Origin of the sequence: Shewanella sp. HL-SH2 (assembly GCF_051164935.1) — a bacterium.
GTDB lineage: Bacteria > Pseudomonadota > Gammaproteobacteria > Enterobacterales > Shewanellaceae > Shewanella > Shewanella glacialimarina.
Map to the genome: position 1 here is coordinate 1,096,361 of NZ_CP195035.1, position 19,973 is coordinate 1,116,333.

The window sequence follows — 19,973 nt, forward strand, 5'->3', positions numbered from 1 at the left end:
CATGCCTAGTTTGATAAGAATCGTGCTCATTAACACTCACTTACCCGGTGTGGTGGAATTGGCATTAAATGGCCACACTAATATTTGTGGTACAAACGCATCAGGTAAAACCACCTTACAACGTCTGGTACCGGTGTTTTACGGTGAATATCCAAGTCGAGTTGTACCCTCAACGCGTGACAGTTTTGAGCGCTGGTATTTACCGCACGATTCAAGCTACATCATTTATGAATACCAAAAAGATGATGGGCTGCTTTATCAAGCTGTATTAGCATCCGCAGGTGACGGTAAAGGGGTTAACTATCGCTTTATTGCCCGTGGTTTTGAGCTTGAGGATTATGTTAAAAATCGTAATGGCGATACCATTATTTGCCATTCAATGGCGGAGCTTGGACGTGAAGTAAAACGCCAAGATGTTGCTCACACCAATTTATTAAATACCCGTGAATTTAGGGCTATTATCCAAAACGATCGCAGTTTGCTTAATACCGGAGCTAATCGTAATGAGCTGCGCACATACGCGCGTCAATTCTCCCTGTGCGACAGTGAACACTCTTTACGCCATATTGAAAAACTTGCCAAAGCGGTGCATTCCAAAGAAGGTAAAATGGAAACGGTCAAATCGATGATCGCCGCCATTTTAGAAGAAGATGGCGTTAATCCGCCAACCTCTCGATTAAACCCACAAAGGGTTGAATCTTGGATCCGCGAGAGTCAGTTGGTCCAAGGCTTTGAGCAAATCCGTCCTGAATTTGAAAAGCTCGAACAGGAGTTTAATCAGCTGCTTAGTGCTGAAATGCGTCTTGCTAGCTTATCTCGTGGTTACCGAAATGATGAAACCTTAGAAGCAGATCGCCAAGATGCTAACCAAACACTGGCAAAAGAGCTTAATCTTAAGCTTAAAATGCTTGATGAAGAGTGGAAAGATATCCGTGATGAATTACAAAACGAAATATCTGCCGCAAAAGGTGACACCCAGAAGTGTGAGCATGAATTAGATGCGATTGAAGAACAGCATGGTGGTTTTTTAGATGCTGATATCGAACAAGCAAAAGCAGATTTAGACAGTTTACCCAGCTGGCGCCAAGATGTTGAAAACTTAAATGAGCGTCACAAATTACAAACTGAAAAACATCAAGACATTGAAGCTGCATTTAATGGCAGACGTTCAAAAATTGCCGAACAATTACACAGTGAATTAGAGACATTACACAAAGAGCAAGATACTCAGCGTGAAACCCGTGACAAACAACGTGAGTTAGCCACTGACGATTTAACTCAACTTGAAGGTTTTTGGCGCGAACAAACCGATGCTGGCAAAGCTAAGTTTAGCGAGCAAGAATATCAACTGAAGTTAACCGCCGCAGAACTTAAACATCAAGTAGATAGTGTGTCATACACTGAAGATGAAAAAGTGCGTTTGGCCATCTTTGATGAACGAATTAGCCTAGCAGATGAAGAGCAGGAAAGTTGTAATCAAAAGGTTGAACGCTTAACCACAGAAGAGCGCAAGCAGCGCGCTAAGCGTGATCAAGCTAATGAGTCGCTGCGCATTGCCAGTATTCGTGTTAATGAGCGTGAGCAAGCCAAAGAAGACATTCATCATATGTTGTTCCCGCAATCGCATACTTTATTAGAATTCTTACGTAAAGAAGCGGTCGGTTGGGAACATTCTTTTGGCAAAGTCATTGCGCCAGAGTTACTGCATCGCACCGATTTACACCCCAGTGTAGCCAACCAGGACAGCGATGCGTTGTTTGGGGTCCATATTGACCTAAAAGCCATTGATGTGCCTGATTATGCACAATCTGAGCAGGATTTACGGATTCGCCTAGCTAAGGCCGAAGAAGCCCTTAAAAGTGCACAAGAGTTGCAGGCTGAACATGAAGATCAGCTCGTTGCTATGAACGATGTGCTAGACAAACTTAACCGTGAACTGACCTTTTCCCGTACGGCTTATAAAAATAGCCGTGAAGATTTACGTCGATTATTTGATGAAAAACGCAGTGAGCAACAACGTATTGATCAAGCGCTCACTGAACGAAAAGCAGAATCGGGTAAGCGATTAATTCAGTTAGATAATGAATTGAAACAACTGAAAAACCAGCATGTTGAATGGTTGTCAGAGCAAAAATCCCAAGCGCTTGAAGCGCGTATGGAAAAAAATGCTTATTGGCAAGAAGTGGTCGGTGCTATCGATAACCAACTTGGGCAAATTAAGGCCAATATTGAACAGCGTCGAACCAATGCCAAAACCGAGCAAAAAGCCTGTGAAACCTGGTACAAAAACGAGCTTAAATCCCGCGGTGTTGATGAAAGTGCGATTTTGGCACTTAAACGTGAGATTCGTGAATTAGAAGCCAAAATTAGTCATGCAGAACAACGTCGTAGCGATGTACTACGATATGACGACTGGTATCAACATACCTGGCTATCTAGAAAACCTAAACTGCAAACTCAGCTTGCGGATGTTAAACGAGCAGCTTTGGCGCTTGAGCAGCAGCTAACCAACAAAACCAATGATATTAAGAGCCGCCGTACAGACTTAGAAACCCAGCGCAAAGCATCTGATGCCGCTCAGGTTGAAGCGTCTGAAAACCTCACCAAACTGCGTGCGGTTATGCGTAAGTTGGCTGAGCTAAAACTGCCGGCTAATAAAGAAGAAGCCAGCGGCGGCATTGGTGAACGTTTACGCCAGGGTGAAGACTTATTACTTAAACGTGATTATTTACAGGGCTCAGTGAAGCAATATATCGAGCATTTTGATAGCGTGATTGCCAGCAAATCAGGCTCTAGTTTGGCTGAGTTTTGGGAACGTGCCCGTGAAGAATCGAGTTATGTAAATGACAAAGGTATTCGCTTATTAGATTATCGTAAGTTGGTGCCGCAGCTTGAGCAGCTATTAAACGTAATGGTGCCACAATCGTTAATGGCCATTCGTGAACAGGGGCGTATTTTCGGGGTCGATTTAAGCGCATATTATGATGTGTTAGCTGACATTGACCGTCGTATCGCCTCCCAAAGTGCCCGTATTACCCGTGAAGTGGGTGAAGAGTTATTCCTTGATGGGGTATCAGAATCTGCGGTACGCATTCGTTCACGTATTAGTGAGTTAGAGTTTTGGCCAGAGCTTGAAGTGTTTGTAAAAGCCTTTAAAGCCTGGAAAGCCGACAACTTCAGTAGCCTTCCTGACGAGCATTACACTAACAGTATGCGCCGCGCATTAGACATAATTGGTCGAGCGGCATTAACCGGCGGTATTGCCAAATTATTGGAGATTGAACTGCGCTTGAAAGAGGGTAACAGCGATCTAATTATTCGCACCGATCGCCAGTTAAATGAATCTTCCAGTCATGGTATGGCTTACCTTATTTTATGTAAGTTTTTACTGGCCTTTACCCGATTATTGCGTGGCAAAGCCGATGTCACTATTCACTGGCCGATAGATGAGTTGGGCACCTTGCATCATACTAACGTCAAGAAGATATTTGATGCCTGTGAAAACAACAATATTAGCGTGTTAGGTGCATTCCCTAACCCTGAGTCAGAAGTGTTAAATCTGTTTGCTAACCGTTATATCATCAACAAACAGACTAAAAAATTACAAGTGGTTAAGCCTAAAGCGAATCCATTAGCAGCACGTTTAAACCAGCACAACGCTAAAACAGAGGAGTTAGCATAATGACTAGCGAAGTTTATGATAACCATGACACTGTATTGGTAGGCGCAGGTGCCATCATAGAGCAATTATTACGCGGCGAGTTTATTTGCCGCGTCACTAATGAAGATGGTTGGCGAGCACTGAAAAATAACAGTACCCGTGAACGTGTAGAAAGCTATTTGAATCAAATTAATCGCACCATTGCCAGCGCAGGTGAAGGGGAAGTGTTTTTTTGTGGTTATTTGCAATTGGGCGAAAGTGAACGCAAAGTGGTTTCTAGCCAGTTTAAAGAAATCTGCGGTGCGCTAATCCCCCTAGTGGAATGGTTAGTGTTAGTGCAAGAAGCCAGTGGTCAAGATGCTCCATTAAGCGAAGGCGCACCCATTCGATTAACTGAGCTGCAAGCGCGCATTGAAGATACCCCCGCTTTTAGTGAGCAACTGACCAAACTAAGCCATTATCGTTTATTTGGTTCAAGCAGTACTAATGTTGACGGCCAAATTAAGCTGGTATTTAAGCGCTTAGTTGAACTGGGTTATCTAACTAAACCGAACGTAGAAAAACAGATTTATATTGCCACTGGTAAATTAGATTACTTGTATGAAGTGATCCGCTTTATTGATGAAACCGAAGGGTTAAGCTTAGAAGCACAGGCTGAAACCGCGACCCAGCGGGAGTTAATATGAGTAACAACTTGCATCAAGCAGGGGTAAAGCTGCTTAAGCAGCTTGCTCGGCATGCCGATGTGATTATGGATGCCTATCTAGCGGGCTCGGTGAATGAATCAAGTCATGACCCGGCTGTGATTGAAAAACTGAAAAAAAGTGGCTTGTTATGGCGACCAGAGCCCGATCAAGAATTACGTTTGAAGCGTTCAGTGCGGGCATTGTTAGAAGAAGGCTTAAGTGATGAGCGCAATCGCCAAATCGACTCCAATGTAGGCTCTGCATTAGCGACCATAAAAACCTTAGCCGATCACTACAAAGAAGCCCGTCATAATGTGGATCACGGCGCGGCAGAAGCATACCTTGCCGATTTAAGTGAGCATGTTTACAGTTTTACCGACAGCTTACGTTATTCAATTCGGGTGCTATGGGGACGCATTAACAATGAGTTTGGTTATGTTGGCACCATTAACGCCAAAATCCGAGAAAACGAATTAGCCCAAAGCCAGGTCAGCGAGCTATTGAATGGCTTAGAAATGTTCCAGTTCAGCGAACTGGGCGAAATAGCTGGCGATATTCGTGAGCTGCGCCGTTTATTGATCACCAGTTTACAAGATACCTTAAGTTACTGTACCCAAGAACTCAGCGTAGTGCAGGGGAGGTTATTTGAGTTACTGGGACGTTTTAGACAAATTAGAGGCCGTACCCGTTTATTAAAAGGTTGGCTGCTACACACCAGTTTACACCCTGATTACCAACCTGATAATCATGCTGGACATAATAACGTCCCCGCTTTGTTCAACTATGCTGAAGCTATATTAAAACCTGCACATGTGGACGTTAGTAATCCGCACCATGAGCTTGATCTGATGAACATGGTGGCACAGGTCAAAGCCATCAGCCGTGATGAGCGCATTGTGACTCAGCGGGATTCGAATTTCACTTTCGAAATAACCGATGTAGAAGATTTCGATATTCCTGACAACCCACTTAAAGTGGCCGTTGATGAATATTTCTGCGCCATTATTGACTCAGGCTTGCGTCAATCTGCACTGGAATATCTAGAGCAACAACAACTTAACTGGGACAGCGAGAGTTGGTTGTATCAAGTGATTGGTGGCTACGAAGCCTTACCTATGGAACATAAACAGTACTTTGAGTTAGAACCTATAGGCAAACCTGATCCGATTTATACTGGTAACTTCATTGTAACCGACGTTGAATTGTGGCTGGCGTAGCGTGTGGCTAAGTTAACCAAAACACAGTTTAATGCAATCCAAACCGTGGTGATCAATCGATCTCCACGGACTAAGCTCACCAGCAATTGGCAAAAAATATTTGATCAATTTGCTATTGGTGAGCCTGATGGTGCGGGTAAACATTTATATTTTAGTGGTAAAGATTACGATTTACTGCGTGAAATGGCACAACTCGATACTGGCTTTGATGTGCAGAATGTGAGCTTTAATCAGCCACGAAATACCTTAGCTGCCCAAGGTAAAAAAGAGAAGTATGCCAATATTCGCCCCGATGCCAATTACGTTTTAGTTAAACTTCCACCTCAATGTTATCCACCTTTTGCTGCACAATATAGCCTGAGAATGACGGTTGAGCAGGTGGAAGCCGTTTGTCTTCAATTTAACTTGCTGCATCTTATTGTGGTTGAAAACTTAGACAGCTTTGATGAGTTCAAGCACTTTCAATTTGAGCAGTCGTTAGGCAGTGTCATACAGCAAGCTGTGATTATTTATCGAGGCAGTGGCGCGCATTCACCTGCAGGCTGTAAACGCCTACTGCACGTGATTGCACAAAATGAAGTATTACAGCCAATCATGCAGATCAGCGCCTTTACCGACTTAGATCCCGCAGGGTTGCAAATTGCGCAGTTGCTTCAAGGTTGCAGGTATCTGATTGCACCCACATTGGTCAATGAATCAGCACCTTTGTTACCTCAGCAAGCTCAATTATTTCAACAATCTCCATTGTCGTCATTAAATGATCCTGATGATTTTGATAAACAATGGCGGCAGCAAAAGTACCTTGATAAGGTGACATTACACAACTGGCGCAAATTAGTAGACTGGCTGCAACAACATCGTATCAGTATTAAACAGCAGCATATGTTGGCGCATCAGCTTGAGTTAACATTAATCCCTATTCAAGAATAGATTGACCTCTTTTTTTCACTAGTCAATATGCTTTTGTAATTGATTATGCTGTTTGCGATAGGTTAATTGTTTTGCTATTTCATCCTATAATCACAATTATTTTTTTGCATTTAAAATCATGAGTTTATTCTTGATGTACTGATTATTTTCGTGCTAATTAACATTTTTATTCGTTAACTAATTGAAATCTGTATTTTGATAGCTCAGTATCTTGGCACTAAAACAACAAGCCTGAATTAATCTAGGCAATAATAAGGATATACAAGTCAATGATGAAGTCATTATCAGCCCGTATTTTTACGGGTCTTTTTCTAGGGGTAATTTTAGGCAGTATTGTGCAATTTGCACTTGCTGATGTTGCATTTTTCTCCGGCACGTTAGTCAATATTACCGGAGGAATTGGCACCATGTTCGTTAATATGATCATGATGCTTGTGGTACCACTGGTATTTGTCAGTATTATTTGCGGCGTATGTGAGCTGCAAGATTTAAAAAGCTTTGGCCGCTTAGGCGGCAAAACCTTTGGTTTTTATATCATAAATACCGTGGTAGCCATTCTGGCGGCATTTATCGTGGCCATGCTCATTGAACCCGGTAAAGGCGTTGATATGAGCAGTAGTGATTCTGCAGCGATTACCGCAACAGAATTACCAAACCTCGTCACTTTAATTGTCAGTATTGTGCCCAATAATCCTTTTTCTGCTTTTACCTCTGGCAATATGCTGCAGGTGATCTTTATGGCATTGCTATTAGGTGGCGTAATGAAGTCAATGGGCAGTGCCGTTGAGGGTGCGGTTAAAGGTTTTCAAACCGCTAACAAGATTATGATGCGTTTGATTTCTGTCGTGATGAGCATTGCGCCTATCGGGGTGTTTGCCTTGATGTTCAAACTAGGGGCGACTTTAGAGCCAGAAGTCTTTGTCAGCGTGGTGGAATATTTAGTACTCATTTTAAGCTTATTACTGCTATGGATTTTTGTGGTTTATCCCTATGCAGTCAGCTTTTTTACGCCTATTTCAGCGAAAACATTCCGCGCTAAAACCCAAGAACAAATCCTGTTCTCATTGTCGACCGCATCATCAAATGCCACCATTCCAGTCACTATGCGTACGCTTACTGACAAGCTTGGTGTCAGCAAAGCGGTTGCAGGGTTTGGCGTGCCGTTAGGGGCAACGATGAACATGGGCGGGGTGTCTATTTATATTACTATCGCTATTTTCTTTGTGGCCAATGCCTATGGCATGCCAATCAGTAATGAGCAAATTCCGGCATTACTGTTTAGTGTGTTCTTATTGTCTGTCGGTGCAGGTGGTGTGCCCGGCGGTGGTATGGTGATGATTGGCGTATTAATCCATCAAATGGGTTTGCCAGTAGAAGCTTTTGCCATTGTGGCTGCATTAGACCGTATTATTGATATGGTGCTGACATCATGTAATGTAGTGGGCGATACCGCAGTATTAACTATTGTAGATCAAACCGAAGCGCCACACCGTGTTGAAGAAAAAGTGTAATAGCTAGCTTTATGTATCATAAAAAAACGGCCTTATTTAAGGCCGTTTTTTGTTTTGTAGAGCGTATCGATATCCAAGGTGATGTTAACTGCCTTAGCGTTTATCTTCGACTTTTGCCATTAAGAATAATGTTGCTGCTTCCATTTCAGTTAACCCTAACCCCGAGATTTGTTCAAATGATCGGGCAATATCGCGATACGCCTGGGGATAATTGTGTTCAACAATTTCAAGTTCAACCAGTAAATTAAGTGATTGTGATTGGCCAATAGGGTACCCCATCATTCGATGGTACTTAATCGCTTGTTTAAATTGCAGTCTTGCCTCTTCATTACGTCCAAGTCGCTGGTTAATGACACCAGCAAGTTGTGCAATATAGCCTAAGTATAGCCATTCATTCACCTTGGCTGCGTGAGTTTTGGCAACTGACAGTAACGCTAATGCTGGCTCAATTTCAGTCATTTCTAGAGCTGTCTGGGCTAGTAATAACCTTAATTTTGCTAGTTCACGTTCGTTGTTAATCGCTGTAGCGTGTTCAATTGCTGAGGTTAACGTTGCTTTAGCTAAGGTATATTGGGTGTGTTGATATTGCAGTCCTGCTAATAATCGTCTGGCGAGTAGGTTTTCAGGTTCTGCAGCAATAGTCTGGGTTAATTGCTGTTGTGCAAAAGTCCAGTCGCCAGATTGCATAAAGCCAAGACCTTTAATGAGTTGTAAATTATCAAAGTTTGAATGATATGTTGAAGGTGGTGCAGTATTGTTAGGGTTTATCTGTTGGTTAATATCAGCTGCGGTTAAAGTCATTAATGAATCTACTGTTGCTGCCTCAATTATCTGTTGTTGCTGATGATTTTCTTGATGCAAATTATAGGTTAACTGATAGCCGTTATTGGCTTTGGTGATATTAGCTTCAATAATATATGTGGCACCGGAAATGGCCATTAATCTTTTTATATCAACATGATGCTCAGAGTTATCTAGAGTGCTACTAATCGTATTACCAGCATCAGCGAGCTGCATCATACTGATCACATCTTCAGTCTGCAGTATGGGGAACTTAGCCCCTAGCGTTAATTGGTGGTTGAGATTATCCATTGCAGCGTACATATTCCACCAAGGCTCAGTGGCTTCTGCTGTTAATGTTATCGGTAAAACCAAAACAGATCCTGATGAGGGTGCGTCGTTTGAGTTTGAATTGATATAGCTATAAGCCCCTATGCTGAAAAGCACAAATACAATAACTATCCCAAGATATGTATTTTTATGAGATTGGACACTGCGCGACATCGTTGTCGTCCTTAGGTAACTGTCAAGCGGGCTAACTTAGAGGTTAACCAAGCCATTGTAAAGTAAAGGCCTTAGGTTCAAACAAAAGTTTGATGACACGATTATTTTACAAACAAAAAAACCGCCCAAAGGCGGTTTTTTGTTAATGGTTATAACTTAATCAATTACAGGTTCTTCGCTATAATCAATGCCATGATAACTCAAGCAGGTGTCCACTTCGTTGGCGCTGCCTAGAATCACGGCCACACGTTGATGAATTTCAGATGGCACTATGTCTAAAATCGTTTCATAGCCGGTAGAGGCTTTGCCGCCAGCTTGTTCAACCAAAAATGCCATTGGGTTGGCTTCATACATTAACCGTAGCTTGAATGGTTTTGCTGGATTTTTGTTGTCTGTTGGGTAAGTAAAAATACCGCCACGACAAAGTACACGATGTACATCACCTACCATAGCCGCAATCCAACGCATGTTGAATGACTGCTCACGAGGACCGATTTTACCTAATAGTAAATCGGCAATATAGGTTTGCATTGGCGCTTCCCAAAAACGTTGGTTTGACATATTAATCGCAAACTCAGCGGTATCAGGGGTAATTTGTACATTGTCATTAGTCAGTAAAAACTCACCGCTGCCAGGGTTTAGGGTATAAAACTGTGTTCCGTGGCCTGTGGTTAATGCCATCATGGTTGACGGACCATAAAGCACATAACCGGCAGCCACTTGGTTGCGGCCAGCTTGTAAAAAACTTTGCTCGTTTAGCTCACCTGTTGGTGCAGGTAATATTGAGAAAATTGTGCCCACAAGTGAGTTAATATCAATGTTTGATGAGCCGTCTAAAGGGTCAAAGCACACTAGGTACTCGCCTTGTTTACTCACTTCAACCACATAATCTTCTTCTTCTGAAGCTAATCCGCGTACATTGCCTTCCGCTTTTAACGCATCTTTAAGCATATCATTAGTGATCACATCTAATTTCTTTTGTGTTTCACCTTGAATGTTTTCTTGCTCTGTTGCACCTAATATCCCGGCTAACGCACCATGACGCACCGCGCCACTAATGGCCTTTGAGGTGTCAGCTAACGATAATATGAGCTCAGTAAGAGAGGGTTTGACTGCTTGTGTTGTTAGGGTTTGTGCCAAAGTTTGCATGCTTATTCCTATGACAAGTTTAAGGTTAAGGTCGGTTATTCTTGAAGATGATTATAATTAATTATTTTTTGAATCTTATTGGCGGCGATCATACCCTAGAATGGCGTAAATTTCAGCGCTTGATGAGGCATTTTCGTTTTAAGGTGAATTCAGGCAGAATGCGTGAGTAAAAATTTTTTAGGAAAAATAATAATGACCCTTACATGGAAGCAACAAGCCTTGGCTGCTTTTTCTGCAGTGCCTTTTCTATTTGCCAGTACATCACCTATGGCGACTCAAATGACATCAGTTAATCATGCTCAACACACAACTAGCATCAATACTATATTTAATACCACTTTACCGCTCACTGGTTTAAAGGGTGGCGATAACGCATTAACTATAGAGCGCATCCACGCTTCGCCAGCATTGGCGGGCTCAAGTCCTAGAGGATTAAGTTTATCGCCAGACGGTAAACGTGTGACATACCTTGCTGGTCGAGATGATAACCAGAGCTTTTATGATCTATGGCAAATGGAGATCAGCAGTGGTGTACGCAGTCGTTTGATTGATGCGGACAAATTAGCCGCGGATGAATTATCCGATGAAGAGAAAGCCCGTCGTGAGCGTCAACGTATTTATGGTCAAGGGATCATGGAGTACTTTTGGGCTGATGATAGTCAGTCAATTTTAATTCCTGCATCTGGTCAATTGTATCTTTTTGATGTTAAAAGCAACGCTGTCACTGTACTTGATACCGGGGAAGGTTTTGTTACCGATGCCCGTCTGTCGCCTAAAGCCAATTATGTGTCTTTTGTGCGCGATCAAAACCTATTTGTGCTTCATTTAACCAGTAAAAAAATTACCGCGTTGACCAAAGACGGTAAAGGGCCGATTAAAAATGCCATGGCAGAGTTTGTCGCCCAAGAAGAAATGGACAGAATGACAGGTTACTGGTGGTCACCTGATGAATCACACATTGCCTTTACCCGCATTGATGAGTCAGGTGTAGAACTTGTGACCCGCAATGAGATTTATGCCGACGGTATTAAGCTTACTGAGCAGCGTTACCCTTATGCAGGTAAGCCAAATGTAACTATTGAACTGGGAGTGGTAGCCATCACTGACATCAAAACCCAATGGATTGATTTAGGTAAAGAAACAGACATTTATTTACCACGAGTAAAATGGTTACCAGACAGCCAACATTTATCATTTCAATGGCAAAGCCGTAATCAACAAGCGTTAGATTTACGCATTGTGGATATTAGCAAGCCAACTGACATTAAAACCATTGTTAAAGAGCGCAGTAATGCCTGGGTTAATTTAAATAATGATCTGCACTTTCTAAAACAGCAATCAGCTTTAGTTTGGGCGTCAGAACGTGATGGTTTTAACCACCTTTATTTATTTGATTTAAACGGTCAACTGATACGCCAATTAACGCAAGGTGAGTGGGTGGTTGATAGCCTTGACTATGTTGATGAAAAACAAGGTTGGTTGTATTTTTCTGGTCGCAAAGACAGCGTGGTTGAGCGTCACTTATATCGAGTTAATTTAGCTAAAGGCAGCCAAAGCATAGAACGTATTAGTGAACGCTCTGGTATGCATCAGAGTGTCTTTGCTGAAAATAAGCCAGTATATCTAGATTACTTCAGCAGTTTACAGCAGCCACCGCAAATTAGTTTGCATAACGAATCTGGCAAGCAATTATCTTGGGTTGAACAAAATGAAGTGAATGCTTCGCATCCGCTTTATGCACTGGCAGGTCAGTGGGCAATGCCGGAGTTTGGCCACTTAAGCGCCGATGATGGGCAAATATTACAATATCGCTTATTCAAACCTGTGCCGTTTGATGACAGTAAAAAATACCCAGTAGTGGTGCGGGTTTATGGTGGGCCACACGCCCAATTAGTGGTTAATGCATGGAGCGAGGCTGATTACTTTACCCAGTATTTATTGCAACAAGGTTATGCGGTGTTCCAATTAGATAACCGCGGCTCAGCCCATCGCGGCACAAAGTTCGAATATGTGATTTATCAAAACATGGGTGATGCAGAGGTTCGCGATCAAAAAGCCGGTGTCGATTATCTGCGTAGTTTGCCATTCATCGATGGCGATAATGTGGCGATTTATGGTCACAGTTATGGTGGTTACATGGCGTTGATGAGCCAATTTAAAGCCCCTGATTACTTTAAGGCAGCTATTGCAGGCGCACCAGTCACTGACTGGCGCTTATACGACAGTCATTACACTGAGCGCTACATGGGTAACCCAGAGGCTAACAAGCAGGGTTATGATGCCGGCAGTGTTTTACCTTATGTGAAAAACTATCAATCTGGCCTGTTGATGTACCACGGCATGGCGGATGACAATGTGTTATTTGAAAACAGCACTCGGGTGTATAAAGCCTTGCAGGATGAAGGTAAGTTATTTCAAATGATCGATTACCCAGGTTCTAAGCATTCAATGCGTGGTGAGAAAGTGCGTAATCATTTGTATAAATCGTTAGCCGCCTTTTTGGATAGCCAATTGAAGTAAGGGCTTTTGGATTTGATGTTGTAGGAAAGCGAATGCGGTTTAGGCCTATTCGCTTTTTTTGTGTTTAAGACTTTGGCTGTACTGGTATTGGGTAGCTTGTTTCAGTGTTGAGCCTCAATTGATTAGAATGAGTTATTGAGCTTAATTTATTTACCCAATATGATAATGGTCGGTGATGTAGGTTAGTTTAAGCTGATAGATATTTAGGGAGGTTTGATGACGTCAGGGAAGAATAAGTTTTTAATCTTGGGTGCAACGTCTAGTGCGGTAGCAGCTTTAGCTCATTTAGGTTGTATCATTTTTGGTGGTGACTGGTATCGTTTTTTTGGTGCCGGTGAGCAAATGGCTAGGATGGCTGAAAATGGTGATTGGTATCCTACAGTCGTGACTTCTATTATTGTTTTAGTGTTAACTCTTTGGGCGCTATATGGTTTGTCTGGCGCTAAAGTGATACCTAAGCTGCCTTTGCTAAAGCTTGGGTTACTCGTTATCTCTTTCATTTACTTAGTTCGTGGCGTCGCATTTGTTATGATTATGCCGATGTTTCCCGAAAACAGTTTGACGTTTTGGATTGCCAGTTCAAGTATTTGTTTAGGTGTAGGTGTCCTCTATTCTGTGGGTACTTTTCAAAATTGGTTAACGCTAAGTGGAAAAGCTAATGCCTGAATAAAAAACGAGCGAAGAGAGCTCTTATTTTGCCAGTCATATTTCTACTTTATTTGCTAGTGGGTTGTCAGCTTACATAATGAGTGGTGTAGAACTACCTTATGTGTAGTTTATTGATTCATTTCATATTGTAAAAATACTAACAAGAGCAGGAGTATTTGGTTTATTGTTTTATCCATTTAGTCAGTTTTTTCGTTGACTGTATTCAGACTCAAAAGCAAATATCAAGTCTAATAAATAAAACCAAGGCCCAGAACCGGCCTGAAGATATGGCTAAATCCCCTTGATTTTAGTAGGTAAAAAACGTCGTTTAAATGACCACAAATTAGATTGCTCTCTACCTAGGTAAAGTTTGCTTCCGCTAATTTAAAAGCGACTTAATCAGTAAAAGTGCCTGTTACACTGTTTTAATCAAGTCGCTATTTTCGGGCTCTACTTCATTATTCAGCTAGAGTATTAAACCATTCGGCCTAATTTTCTAGCGAATAAGGTAACGGCATAATCGTTAAAGCAGATTCTTCATCACCAGCAATACGCAAAATCGCATCTGCTTCAGTGTTATTGGCTAGCACAGCCGTTAGCAATACTTGGTCGCCTTGCTGAACAAACTCAATGATAGCGCCGCCACGGCGATAGCCGCCTTCAAGGGCTATTTCTAATGCGGTTTCTTCGGTTAACGTTTGGCTACTGGTGCCAGATAAGATATAAAGTGCGCGTTTGTTACCACCACGATACTTCATACGGGCGATGGTTTCTTGCCCCATGTAACAGCCTTTGGTAAAGCTGATGCCATTAATTGACTGCACATTGCACATTTGCGGCACGTATTGGTTGGCATGTATGCCTGGAATATTAGGGTAACCTGCTTTGATTTCTAATGCTTGCCATGCCGCGGCGCTGTATAAGGTTTGGTCTGCATAAATAGCTTGGGCTTTTTCTGGGCTTAACATGGCGATGAAACGCTGGCCATCTTTAAGCAGCAAACCACCATCAACCACAGTGACTTCACTTGCAGTTTCAGGGCTAACTTCGGCAAAATGTTGTTTTACAAAAGTGTTGGCATCGCTGCCTGCAATACCGATTAATTGCCAGTTAGCTGATGCATCAACTAACTCTGCTTTACTAAATACTGAATATTTTTTTAACTGGGGTAAATCAATCGCTAATGCGCTGGTGGGCATCAGCATAAATAAGCTGTCTTGTAATGCAAAAGCGCGGAAACTGGCTAACATTTTACCTTTGGCATCACAGTGCGCGCCCCAGCGCCATTGGTCTGCGGTAAGTGAGGTAATATCAGTTGTTACCTGGCCATGAATAAAACTGCGACCTTGCTCCCCCGTTACTTCTATAAGACCTAAATGATTCAGGTTAGCTAGCATTATTGCAGGTGTGTCTTGGGTGGGGGCCCAATCTGGTTGACTTATTGAAAGGCTCATAGGATTTTCCTGTAATACAGCAACATAATGCCAGCAGTGTAGCCCAATCGGTGGGGACTCTAAAGGGGCAAGGCAATAAAAAACGACTATCTAAATATGATAAATAGTCGTTTTATTGTTACTGTGATCTGACGCTACCGATATTAAAACAATACGCGGGTACGAATTGTGCCTTCAATCAGTTTCAGTTCACCTAAGGCTTCTTCAGCTTGATCAGAATCGACTTCCATTACCACGTAACCAATTTCAGCGGTAGTTTGCAGATACTGAGCAGCAATGTTGATACCTTTAGCTGAAAACGCTTGGTTAATTTTGATCAACACACCAGGACGGTTGTGGTGAATATGCAGTAAACGTGAGGCGCCAGCGTGTTGCGCTAGTGATACTTCAGGGAAGTTAACGGCAGATACAGTAGAACCATTATCAGAGTATTTAGCTAGCTTGCCTGCCACTTCAATACCAATGTTTTCTTGAGCTTCAGCGGTGCTGCCACCAATATGCGGTGTCAGTATCACATTGTCTAGGCCACGAAGTGGGCTAACAAATTCATCGTCATTTGATTTAGGCTCAACGGGGAATACATCGATAGCCGCGCCTGCAATCTGCTCAGATTTAACTGCCTCTGCAAGTGCATCGATATCAACCACTGTGCCGCGAGAAGCATTGATGAAGAAACTGCCTTTGCGCATTTGGCTGAATTCTTTTTCACCAAACATATCTTTGGTTTGTGGCGTTTCAGGAACATGTAAGCTTACAACATCAGCTGTGGCCAGTAATGTTTCTAGGCTGTGAATTTGTGAGGCATTTCCTAGTGGTAATTTATCTTCAATATCAAAGAAAATGACGCGCATACCTAAGGTTTCAGCCAAAATACCGAGCTGAGTACCAATATGGCCGTAACCAATGACGCCTAGTGTTTTACCACGAACTTCGACACTGCCATTGGCACTTTTTAGCCAGCCACCACGGTGACATTGAGCGTTACGTTGTGGAATGCCGCGCATTAGCATGATGATTTCACCAATGACTAATTCTGCCACACTGCGGGTATTAGAGAATGGCGCGTTGAAAACAGGCACACCGAGTTTTTCAGCTGCGGCAAGATCAACTTGGTTGGTTCCAATACAAAAACAGCCAATGGCAACCAGCTTCTCTGCATGGCTAAGTACTTCAGCAGTTAATTGAGTGCGCGAGCGTAAACCAACGAAATGGGCATCCTTGATGGACTCCAATAACTCACTTTCGCCTAGTGAGGCTTTGTGATATTCAATGTTGGTATAGCCTGCTCTTTCTAGTACATCTACCGCACTTTGGTGGACGCCCTCCAACAGCAGGATTTTTATCTTATCCTTGTCAAGCGAATGTTTCGCCATGATATGGGTACCCTCTAATGTATAATTGCTGATTTAGTACCTAGTTAAATTAGTACTTATGCTTATAATATCAATTAGTTTATGCTTGATATCTGTTCCCAAGTGACGTCAAGTTACTAACCTTAGAAACGGCCAATAAGGTCAATTCTACTTTGGGAATAATTTGCGACTTCCAGCGCCTAGTCAAAGTAGCACTTTTTTGGCCAGTTGTGGAGGGCTAGATGGCTAAAGTTAATATTCTAATTCTAGAACAATATCGAATAAGAGGAATTTACATTGCTGAATAAAGTTATATGGATGGTAATTTATGTCGCGGTGCTACTTTGGTCCGTGAGTGATCCCAAAGATATGTTCACTTGGTGGTTAGAAGCGATACCCGCTTTAATCGCGTTACCACTGTTATTTTTTACTCGAAACCGCTTCCCGTTAACCTCGTTGGCCTATTGGTTGATTTTATTCCATTGCATAGTGTTAATGGTTGGGGCCAGATATACCTATGCTGAAGTACCGTTATTTGATTGGTTAGCGCAAGTGATGGGCAGTGAGCGCAATAATTATGACAAAGTCGGTCATTTTGCCCAAGGTTTTGTGCCTGTTATTGTCGCCAGAGAAATAATGTTGCGTAACGGAGTACTTCAGTTGGGAGCTTGGTGCCAGTTTTTGTCGGTATGTTTTGTATTAGCGTTCTCTGCATTCTATGAACTAATAGAATGGTGGGTTGCCGCCGCAACGGGTGAAAATGCCGAAGCCTTTTTAGGCACTCAAGGCTATGTATGGGATACCCAGTCTGACATGTTTTTAGCCTTGATTGGCGGTATTTGTGGATTAGTCTTATTAACTAGTCTGCATAATCGACAAATTCAAAATTTAAATGTCGCTATTAAGCCCTAGTTAAAAACTTTATGATTTATCAGTCAAAAATACGATTAATACTTTTGACTGATAAACTTTCTCTTTGTTCTAGTTAATTTCTACTACCCTTATTACTCAGTTTATCCATTTACCTTACTTCTAGGCGTTTATGAGCAATTGTATCTGGCTTCAAGGTAAGATTTAGGTATAAAATCAAACACAGGATGATGTTCAAGTATTAAGCACTTTGGCTTATTGATGATGTGGTTAAACCTCATACTTAGGAGCACTTGAACAAATTAAACTTTTCAGGGAGAAGAGTGATGAGTTCCAATACATATGAATTGGTTTTTTTACACCAATTATCGGCACCTTGTCATTTAGCTATTCTTGCTGAATCGATAGGCCTAAAGACACGCATCGTCAAGAGTGCTGCTGAATTAGAGTTCGAAAAAAAGTCTAATAGTTTTTACCTTGTGGCTCAAAAAGGCGCAGCCCTTGATAGCAAAGGTATTCCTCTATTAGTATCGCGTATTGTTAATCATGTCCCCGTAGCCTTATATCAAGTAGAACGCGGCTCATTAGATCAAGAGACTGCATTATTGCTGGGGGTGCGTGGACTGCTATATTCAGATCAACGAATGGACTTAATGTTAACTGGTTTACGTAAGATGGTATCTGATGAGCTTTGGTACGACAGACCATTGATCAGTAAAATTTTTAGACGTTTAGTTCAAAAACTTGATAATAATAACGAAATCCCTGCAGATACGGTTGCCATGTTACAAATGCTGACTAATCGAGAAAGGACCATTATTCAGCTAGTGTCTAGTGGTGCTAGGAATAAAGAAATTGCCCATCGCTTATGCATTAGTGAGCACACTGTAAAAGCCCATATCTCTTCTGTTTTTCGTAAAACACAATCCCGAAACAGAGTTGAACTATTACGCTGGGCGCAAACTTATCAAACCCATTTTGAATTGGTAAGTTAGGACCGTTAAGGCTGCCTTTTGGCGTTTATGTAGCTGATTGAGTTTGCTGGGTTATTGAGTTGGCTTAGTTAATTTAGTCGGTTAGGTTTCAGTAGGATTAATTGAGATATTGGAGTGAACTCAATGAGTAACGGTAAATAAAAGGGAGCAATATAATTGCTCCCTTTTTGCATTTTAGTGTGATTTATTACACGTTATATCTATAGTTTAGTTTTGAATGACTAACGCGCTGTTGAAATCACCTGTTTGTGAGACATTAATCGTGTTATCAAAACCAGTTTGCGAGCCTGTCACTAGGTTATCATTACCCGTTTGTGTCACCATGAAGCTGTTGTTATCACCCTCTACAGTGAAAGCTCCACTCGATTCACCACCCACCCAGTTACCATTACCTGATTGCATGATATCAACTAAGTTTTCATTGCCCATAACCAGTAAATCAACCAGGTTGAGATCACCCACTTGAGTGACATCCACTTGAGTATTAAGATCGCCTAGAACAGAGACTATGGCTTCATTATCAGTGCCATCTTGTTCAACATCCACTTTGTTATCATTGCCGAGAATATCAACATGGCCAAAGTTAATATCACCCTCTTGATCGATATCAATTAAATTATCATTACCATCTGCTAATGCTTCTATGGTGTTTTGATTTCCATCCGATGAAAGATTGAAATGGTTATCATCGCCGTAAGCACCGAATGCAGCATAGTTATTATCACCTTCCTGCTCTAGATCAGCATCATTTTGATCGCCAATAACTTCAAATTCAGTTAGGTTATTGTCACCATGTTGCTCAATATCGATAATGTTGTCAGAACCATTTACAGCCGCTACAAATGTTTCTCCAACAGTGTTGTTTTGGCCTTTTTGATCAATCTCCATATCATTATCGTTACCAGTAGTGAACTCTAGTACGGCATTATTATTGTCACCTTCTTGTTCAATATTAATATCGTTATCTGAACCTGAAAGTGAGTAAACAAAACCGGTATTTAGATTGCCAACCTGTTCAATATCAACAGTGTTGTTATTACCTAAAATGCCACGAACGGCAGCTAAGTTGCTGTCGCCTTCTTGATAAGTGGTCACATCGTTGTTATTGCCTACATTAGGAGTTAAATCTAATGCAATTAAACCTGCTTGGTTGCCGTTGCCAATTTGGGTTGTATCACCATCGTTATCATTGCCTTGAACGCGAAAGACGCCATAGTTGTTATCACCTTGCTGGCTAATTTTGCTGCTATTGTTATCGCCAAGTAATTCAACAATACTTTCATTCAATTCACCTACTTGTTCAACATCGACATTGTTGACATTACCTGTAATTTGCACATCACTTTGGTTGAAAAAACCATCTTGAATGACTTTAGTGAAGTTCTCATCGCCTTCTAAGGCAACATTAGAAATATGCCAGTCAGCAGTTTGATTAACTTCAACTTCATTTTCATCTCCAACTGACGTCACGTAAGACTCTAACCACACACCATCTTGAGCAATGCTCGCGCTTTGATCGTTACCAGTTTGACTAACATCAGATACATTTAGAGAACCTGTTTGCTCAGATTTTACATCCTGGCCAGCACCGTTCTGCATAATGTTAATACTGCTTTCATCACTGGCAAAAGCTTGTGAAGACAGACCTGCTGCAATGGCTAAAGCTAGTAAGGTTTTAGTTGTTTGCGATTTCATA

The 19,973-nt window shown here is 41.8% G+C and carries 14 protein-coding genes; 9 read left to right on the plus strand and 5 right to left on the minus strand.

The annotated features are described in order from the left end of the window. Position 1 precedes the first annotated feature (1 nt). The 5 genes from ACRWP9_RS04845 to ACRWP9_RS04865 all read left to right on the plus strand — a co-directional run bounded on the left by ACRWP9_RS04845 (position 2) and on the right by ACRWP9_RS04865 (position 8,005). Entirely contained in the window at positions 2 to 3,682 is a 3,681-nt protein-coding gene (locus tag ACRWP9_RS04845; protein ID WP_434928157.1) for an ATP-binding protein, read from the plus strand. Next, positions 3,682 to 4,347 (plus strand): hypothetical protein, encoded by a 666-nt coding sequence (locus ACRWP9_RS04850; RefSeq protein WP_226411367.1) that lies wholly within the window; start codon positions 3,682 to 3,684, stop codon positions 4,345 to 4,347. The genes ACRWP9_RS04845 and ACRWP9_RS04850 overlap by 1 nt, the downstream gene beginning before the upstream one ends. Further along, the gene (locus ACRWP9_RS04855; protein WP_434928158.1) at positions 4,344 to 5,564 is read left to right on the plus strand and encodes a phosphoenolpyruvate carboxylase; all 1,221 of its coding nucleotides are present in this window, start codon (positions 4,344 to 4,346) and stop codon (positions 5,562 to 5,564) included. Before ACRWP9_RS04850 ends, ACRWP9_RS04855 begins: the two co-directional genes overlap by 4 nt. Positions 5,565 to 5,567: 3 nt before the next feature. After that, positions 5,568 to 6,494, plus strand: coding sequence for a DUF7281 domain-containing protein (locus tag ACRWP9_RS04860; protein WP_434928159.1), 927 nt, complete (start codon positions 5,568 to 5,570; stop codon positions 6,492 to 6,494). A 269-nt stretch (positions 6,495 to 6,763) separates the two neighbouring features. Continuing rightward, positions 6,764 to 8,005, plus strand: a complete 1,242-nt coding sequence (locus ACRWP9_RS04865) for a dicarboxylate/amino acid:cation symporter (protein WP_434928160.1) — start codon at positions 6,764 to 6,766, stop codon at positions 8,003 to 8,005. A gap of 93 nt (positions 8,006 to 8,098) precedes the next feature. Here the strand turns inward: ACRWP9_RS04865 and ACRWP9_RS04870 are convergent, their stop codons facing one another. Beyond that, positions 8,099 to 9,160, minus strand: coding sequence for a hypothetical protein (locus tag ACRWP9_RS04870; RefSeq protein WP_434928162.1), 1,062 nt, complete (start codon positions 9,158 to 9,160; stop codon positions 8,099 to 8,101). Between the two features lie 285 nt (positions 9,161 to 9,445). Continuing rightward, positions 9,446 to 10,438 carry a class 1 fructose-bisphosphatase gene (locus ACRWP9_RS04875; protein ID WP_434928163.1) on the minus strand — a complete coding sequence of 331 codons (993 nt, stop codon included), beginning with the start codon at positions 10,436 to 10,438 and terminating at the stop codon, positions 9,446 to 9,448. A 192-nt stretch (positions 10,439 to 10,630) separates the two neighbouring features. On the opposite strand from ACRWP9_RS04875, the gene ACRWP9_RS04880 reads away from it, so the two are divergent. Together ACRWP9_RS04880 and ACRWP9_RS04885 are read left to right on the plus strand one after the other, a co-directional pair. Next, entirely contained in the window at positions 10,631 to 12,958 is a 2,328-nt protein-coding gene (locus ACRWP9_RS04880) for a S9 family peptidase (RefSeq protein ID WP_434928164.1), read from the plus strand. Positions 12,959 to 13,174: 216 nt separating this feature from the next. Continuing rightward, positions 13,175 to 13,624, plus strand: a complete 450-nt coding sequence (locus tag ACRWP9_RS04885; RefSeq protein WP_434928165.1) for a hypothetical protein — start codon at positions 13,175 to 13,177, stop codon at positions 13,622 to 13,624. 470 nt (positions 13,625 to 14,094) lie between these two features. Here the strand turns inward: ACRWP9_RS04885 and ygfZ are convergent, their stop codons facing one another. Continuing rightward, a complete protein-coding gene (ygfZ, locus tag ACRWP9_RS04890; RefSeq protein ID WP_434928166.1) occupies positions 14,095 to 15,060 on the minus strand; it encodes a tRNA-modifying protein YgfZ in 966 nt (321 codons plus the stop codon). Positions 15,061 to 15,203: 143 nt separating this feature from the next. Beyond that, positions 15,204 to 16,433 carry a phosphoglycerate dehydrogenase gene (gene serA / locus ACRWP9_RS04895; protein ID WP_434928167.1) on the minus strand — a complete coding sequence of 410 codons (1,230 nt, stop codon included), beginning with the start codon at positions 16,431 to 16,433 and terminating at the stop codon, positions 15,204 to 15,206. A 297-nt stretch (positions 16,434 to 16,730) separates the two neighbouring features. Between serA and ACRWP9_RS04900 the strand changes: the two genes are divergently transcribed. Then, positions 16,731 to 17,324, plus strand: coding sequence for a DUF2238 domain-containing protein (locus ACRWP9_RS04900; protein WP_434928929.1), 594 nt, complete (start codon positions 16,731 to 16,733; stop codon positions 17,322 to 17,324). Positions 17,325 to 17,608: 284 nt separating this feature from the next. Beyond that, positions 17,609 to 18,277, plus strand: a complete 669-nt coding sequence (locus ACRWP9_RS04905; RefSeq protein WP_434928169.1) for a response regulator transcription factor — start codon at positions 17,609 to 17,611, stop codon at positions 18,275 to 18,277. A gap of 207 nt (positions 18,278 to 18,484) precedes the next feature. Here the strand turns inward: ACRWP9_RS04905 and ACRWP9_RS04910 are convergent, their stop codons facing one another. Beyond that, complete coding sequence (locus tag ACRWP9_RS04910; protein WP_434928170.1) at positions 18,485 to 19,972, minus strand: curlin; 1,488 nt, start codon at positions 19,970 to 19,972, stop codon at positions 18,485 to 18,487. Between the last annotated feature and the right edge of the window lies 1 nt (position 19,973).

Excerpts from the sequence above, each read along its gene's own strand:
- ACRWP9_RS04910 (WP_434928170.1), bottom strand. The coding sequence starts at position 19,972 with ATGAAATCGCAAACAACTAAAACCTTACTAGCTTTAGCCATTGCAGCA.
- ACRWP9_RS04905 (WP_434928169.1), top strand. The coding sequence starts at position 17,609 with ATGAGTTCCAATACATATGAATTGGTTTTTTTACACCAATTATCGGCA.
- ACRWP9_RS04880 (WP_434928164.1), top strand. The coding sequence starts at position 10,631 with ATGACCCTTACATGGAAGCAACAAGCCTTGGCTGCTTTTTCTGCAGTG.
- ACRWP9_RS04900 (WP_434928929.1), top strand. The coding sequence starts at position 16,731 with ATGGTAATTTATGTCGCGGTGCTACTTTGGTCCGTGAGTGATCCCAAA.
- ACRWP9_RS04865 (WP_434928160.1), top strand. The coding sequence starts at position 6,764 with ATGATGAAGTCATTATCAGCCCGTATTTTTACGGGTCTTTTTCTAGGG.
- ACRWP9_RS04855 (WP_434928158.1), top strand. The coding sequence starts at position 4,344 with ATGAGTAACAACTTGCATCAAGCAGGGGTAAAGCTGCTTAAGCAGCTT.
- serA (WP_434928167.1), bottom strand. The coding sequence starts at position 16,433 with ATGGCGAAACATTCGCTTGACAAGGATAAGATAAAAATCCTGCTGTTG.
- ACRWP9_RS04875 (WP_434928163.1), bottom strand. The coding sequence starts at position 10,438 with ATGCAAACTTTGGCACAAACCCTAACAACACAAGCAGTCAAACCCTCT.
- ACRWP9_RS04850 (WP_226411367.1), top strand. The coding sequence starts at position 3,682 with ATGACTAGCGAAGTTTATGATAACCATGACACTGTATTGGTAGGCGCA.
- ACRWP9_RS04845 (WP_434928157.1), top strand. The coding sequence starts at position 2 with ATGCCTAGTTTGATAAGAATCGTGCTCATTAACACTCACTTACCCGGT.
- ACRWP9_RS04885 (WP_434928165.1), top strand. The coding sequence starts at position 13,175 with ATGACGTCAGGGAAGAATAAGTTTTTAATCTTGGGTGCAACGTCTAGT.
- ygfZ (WP_434928166.1), bottom strand. The coding sequence starts at position 15,060 with ATGAGCCTTTCAATAAGTCAACCAGATTGGGCCCCCACCCAAGACACA.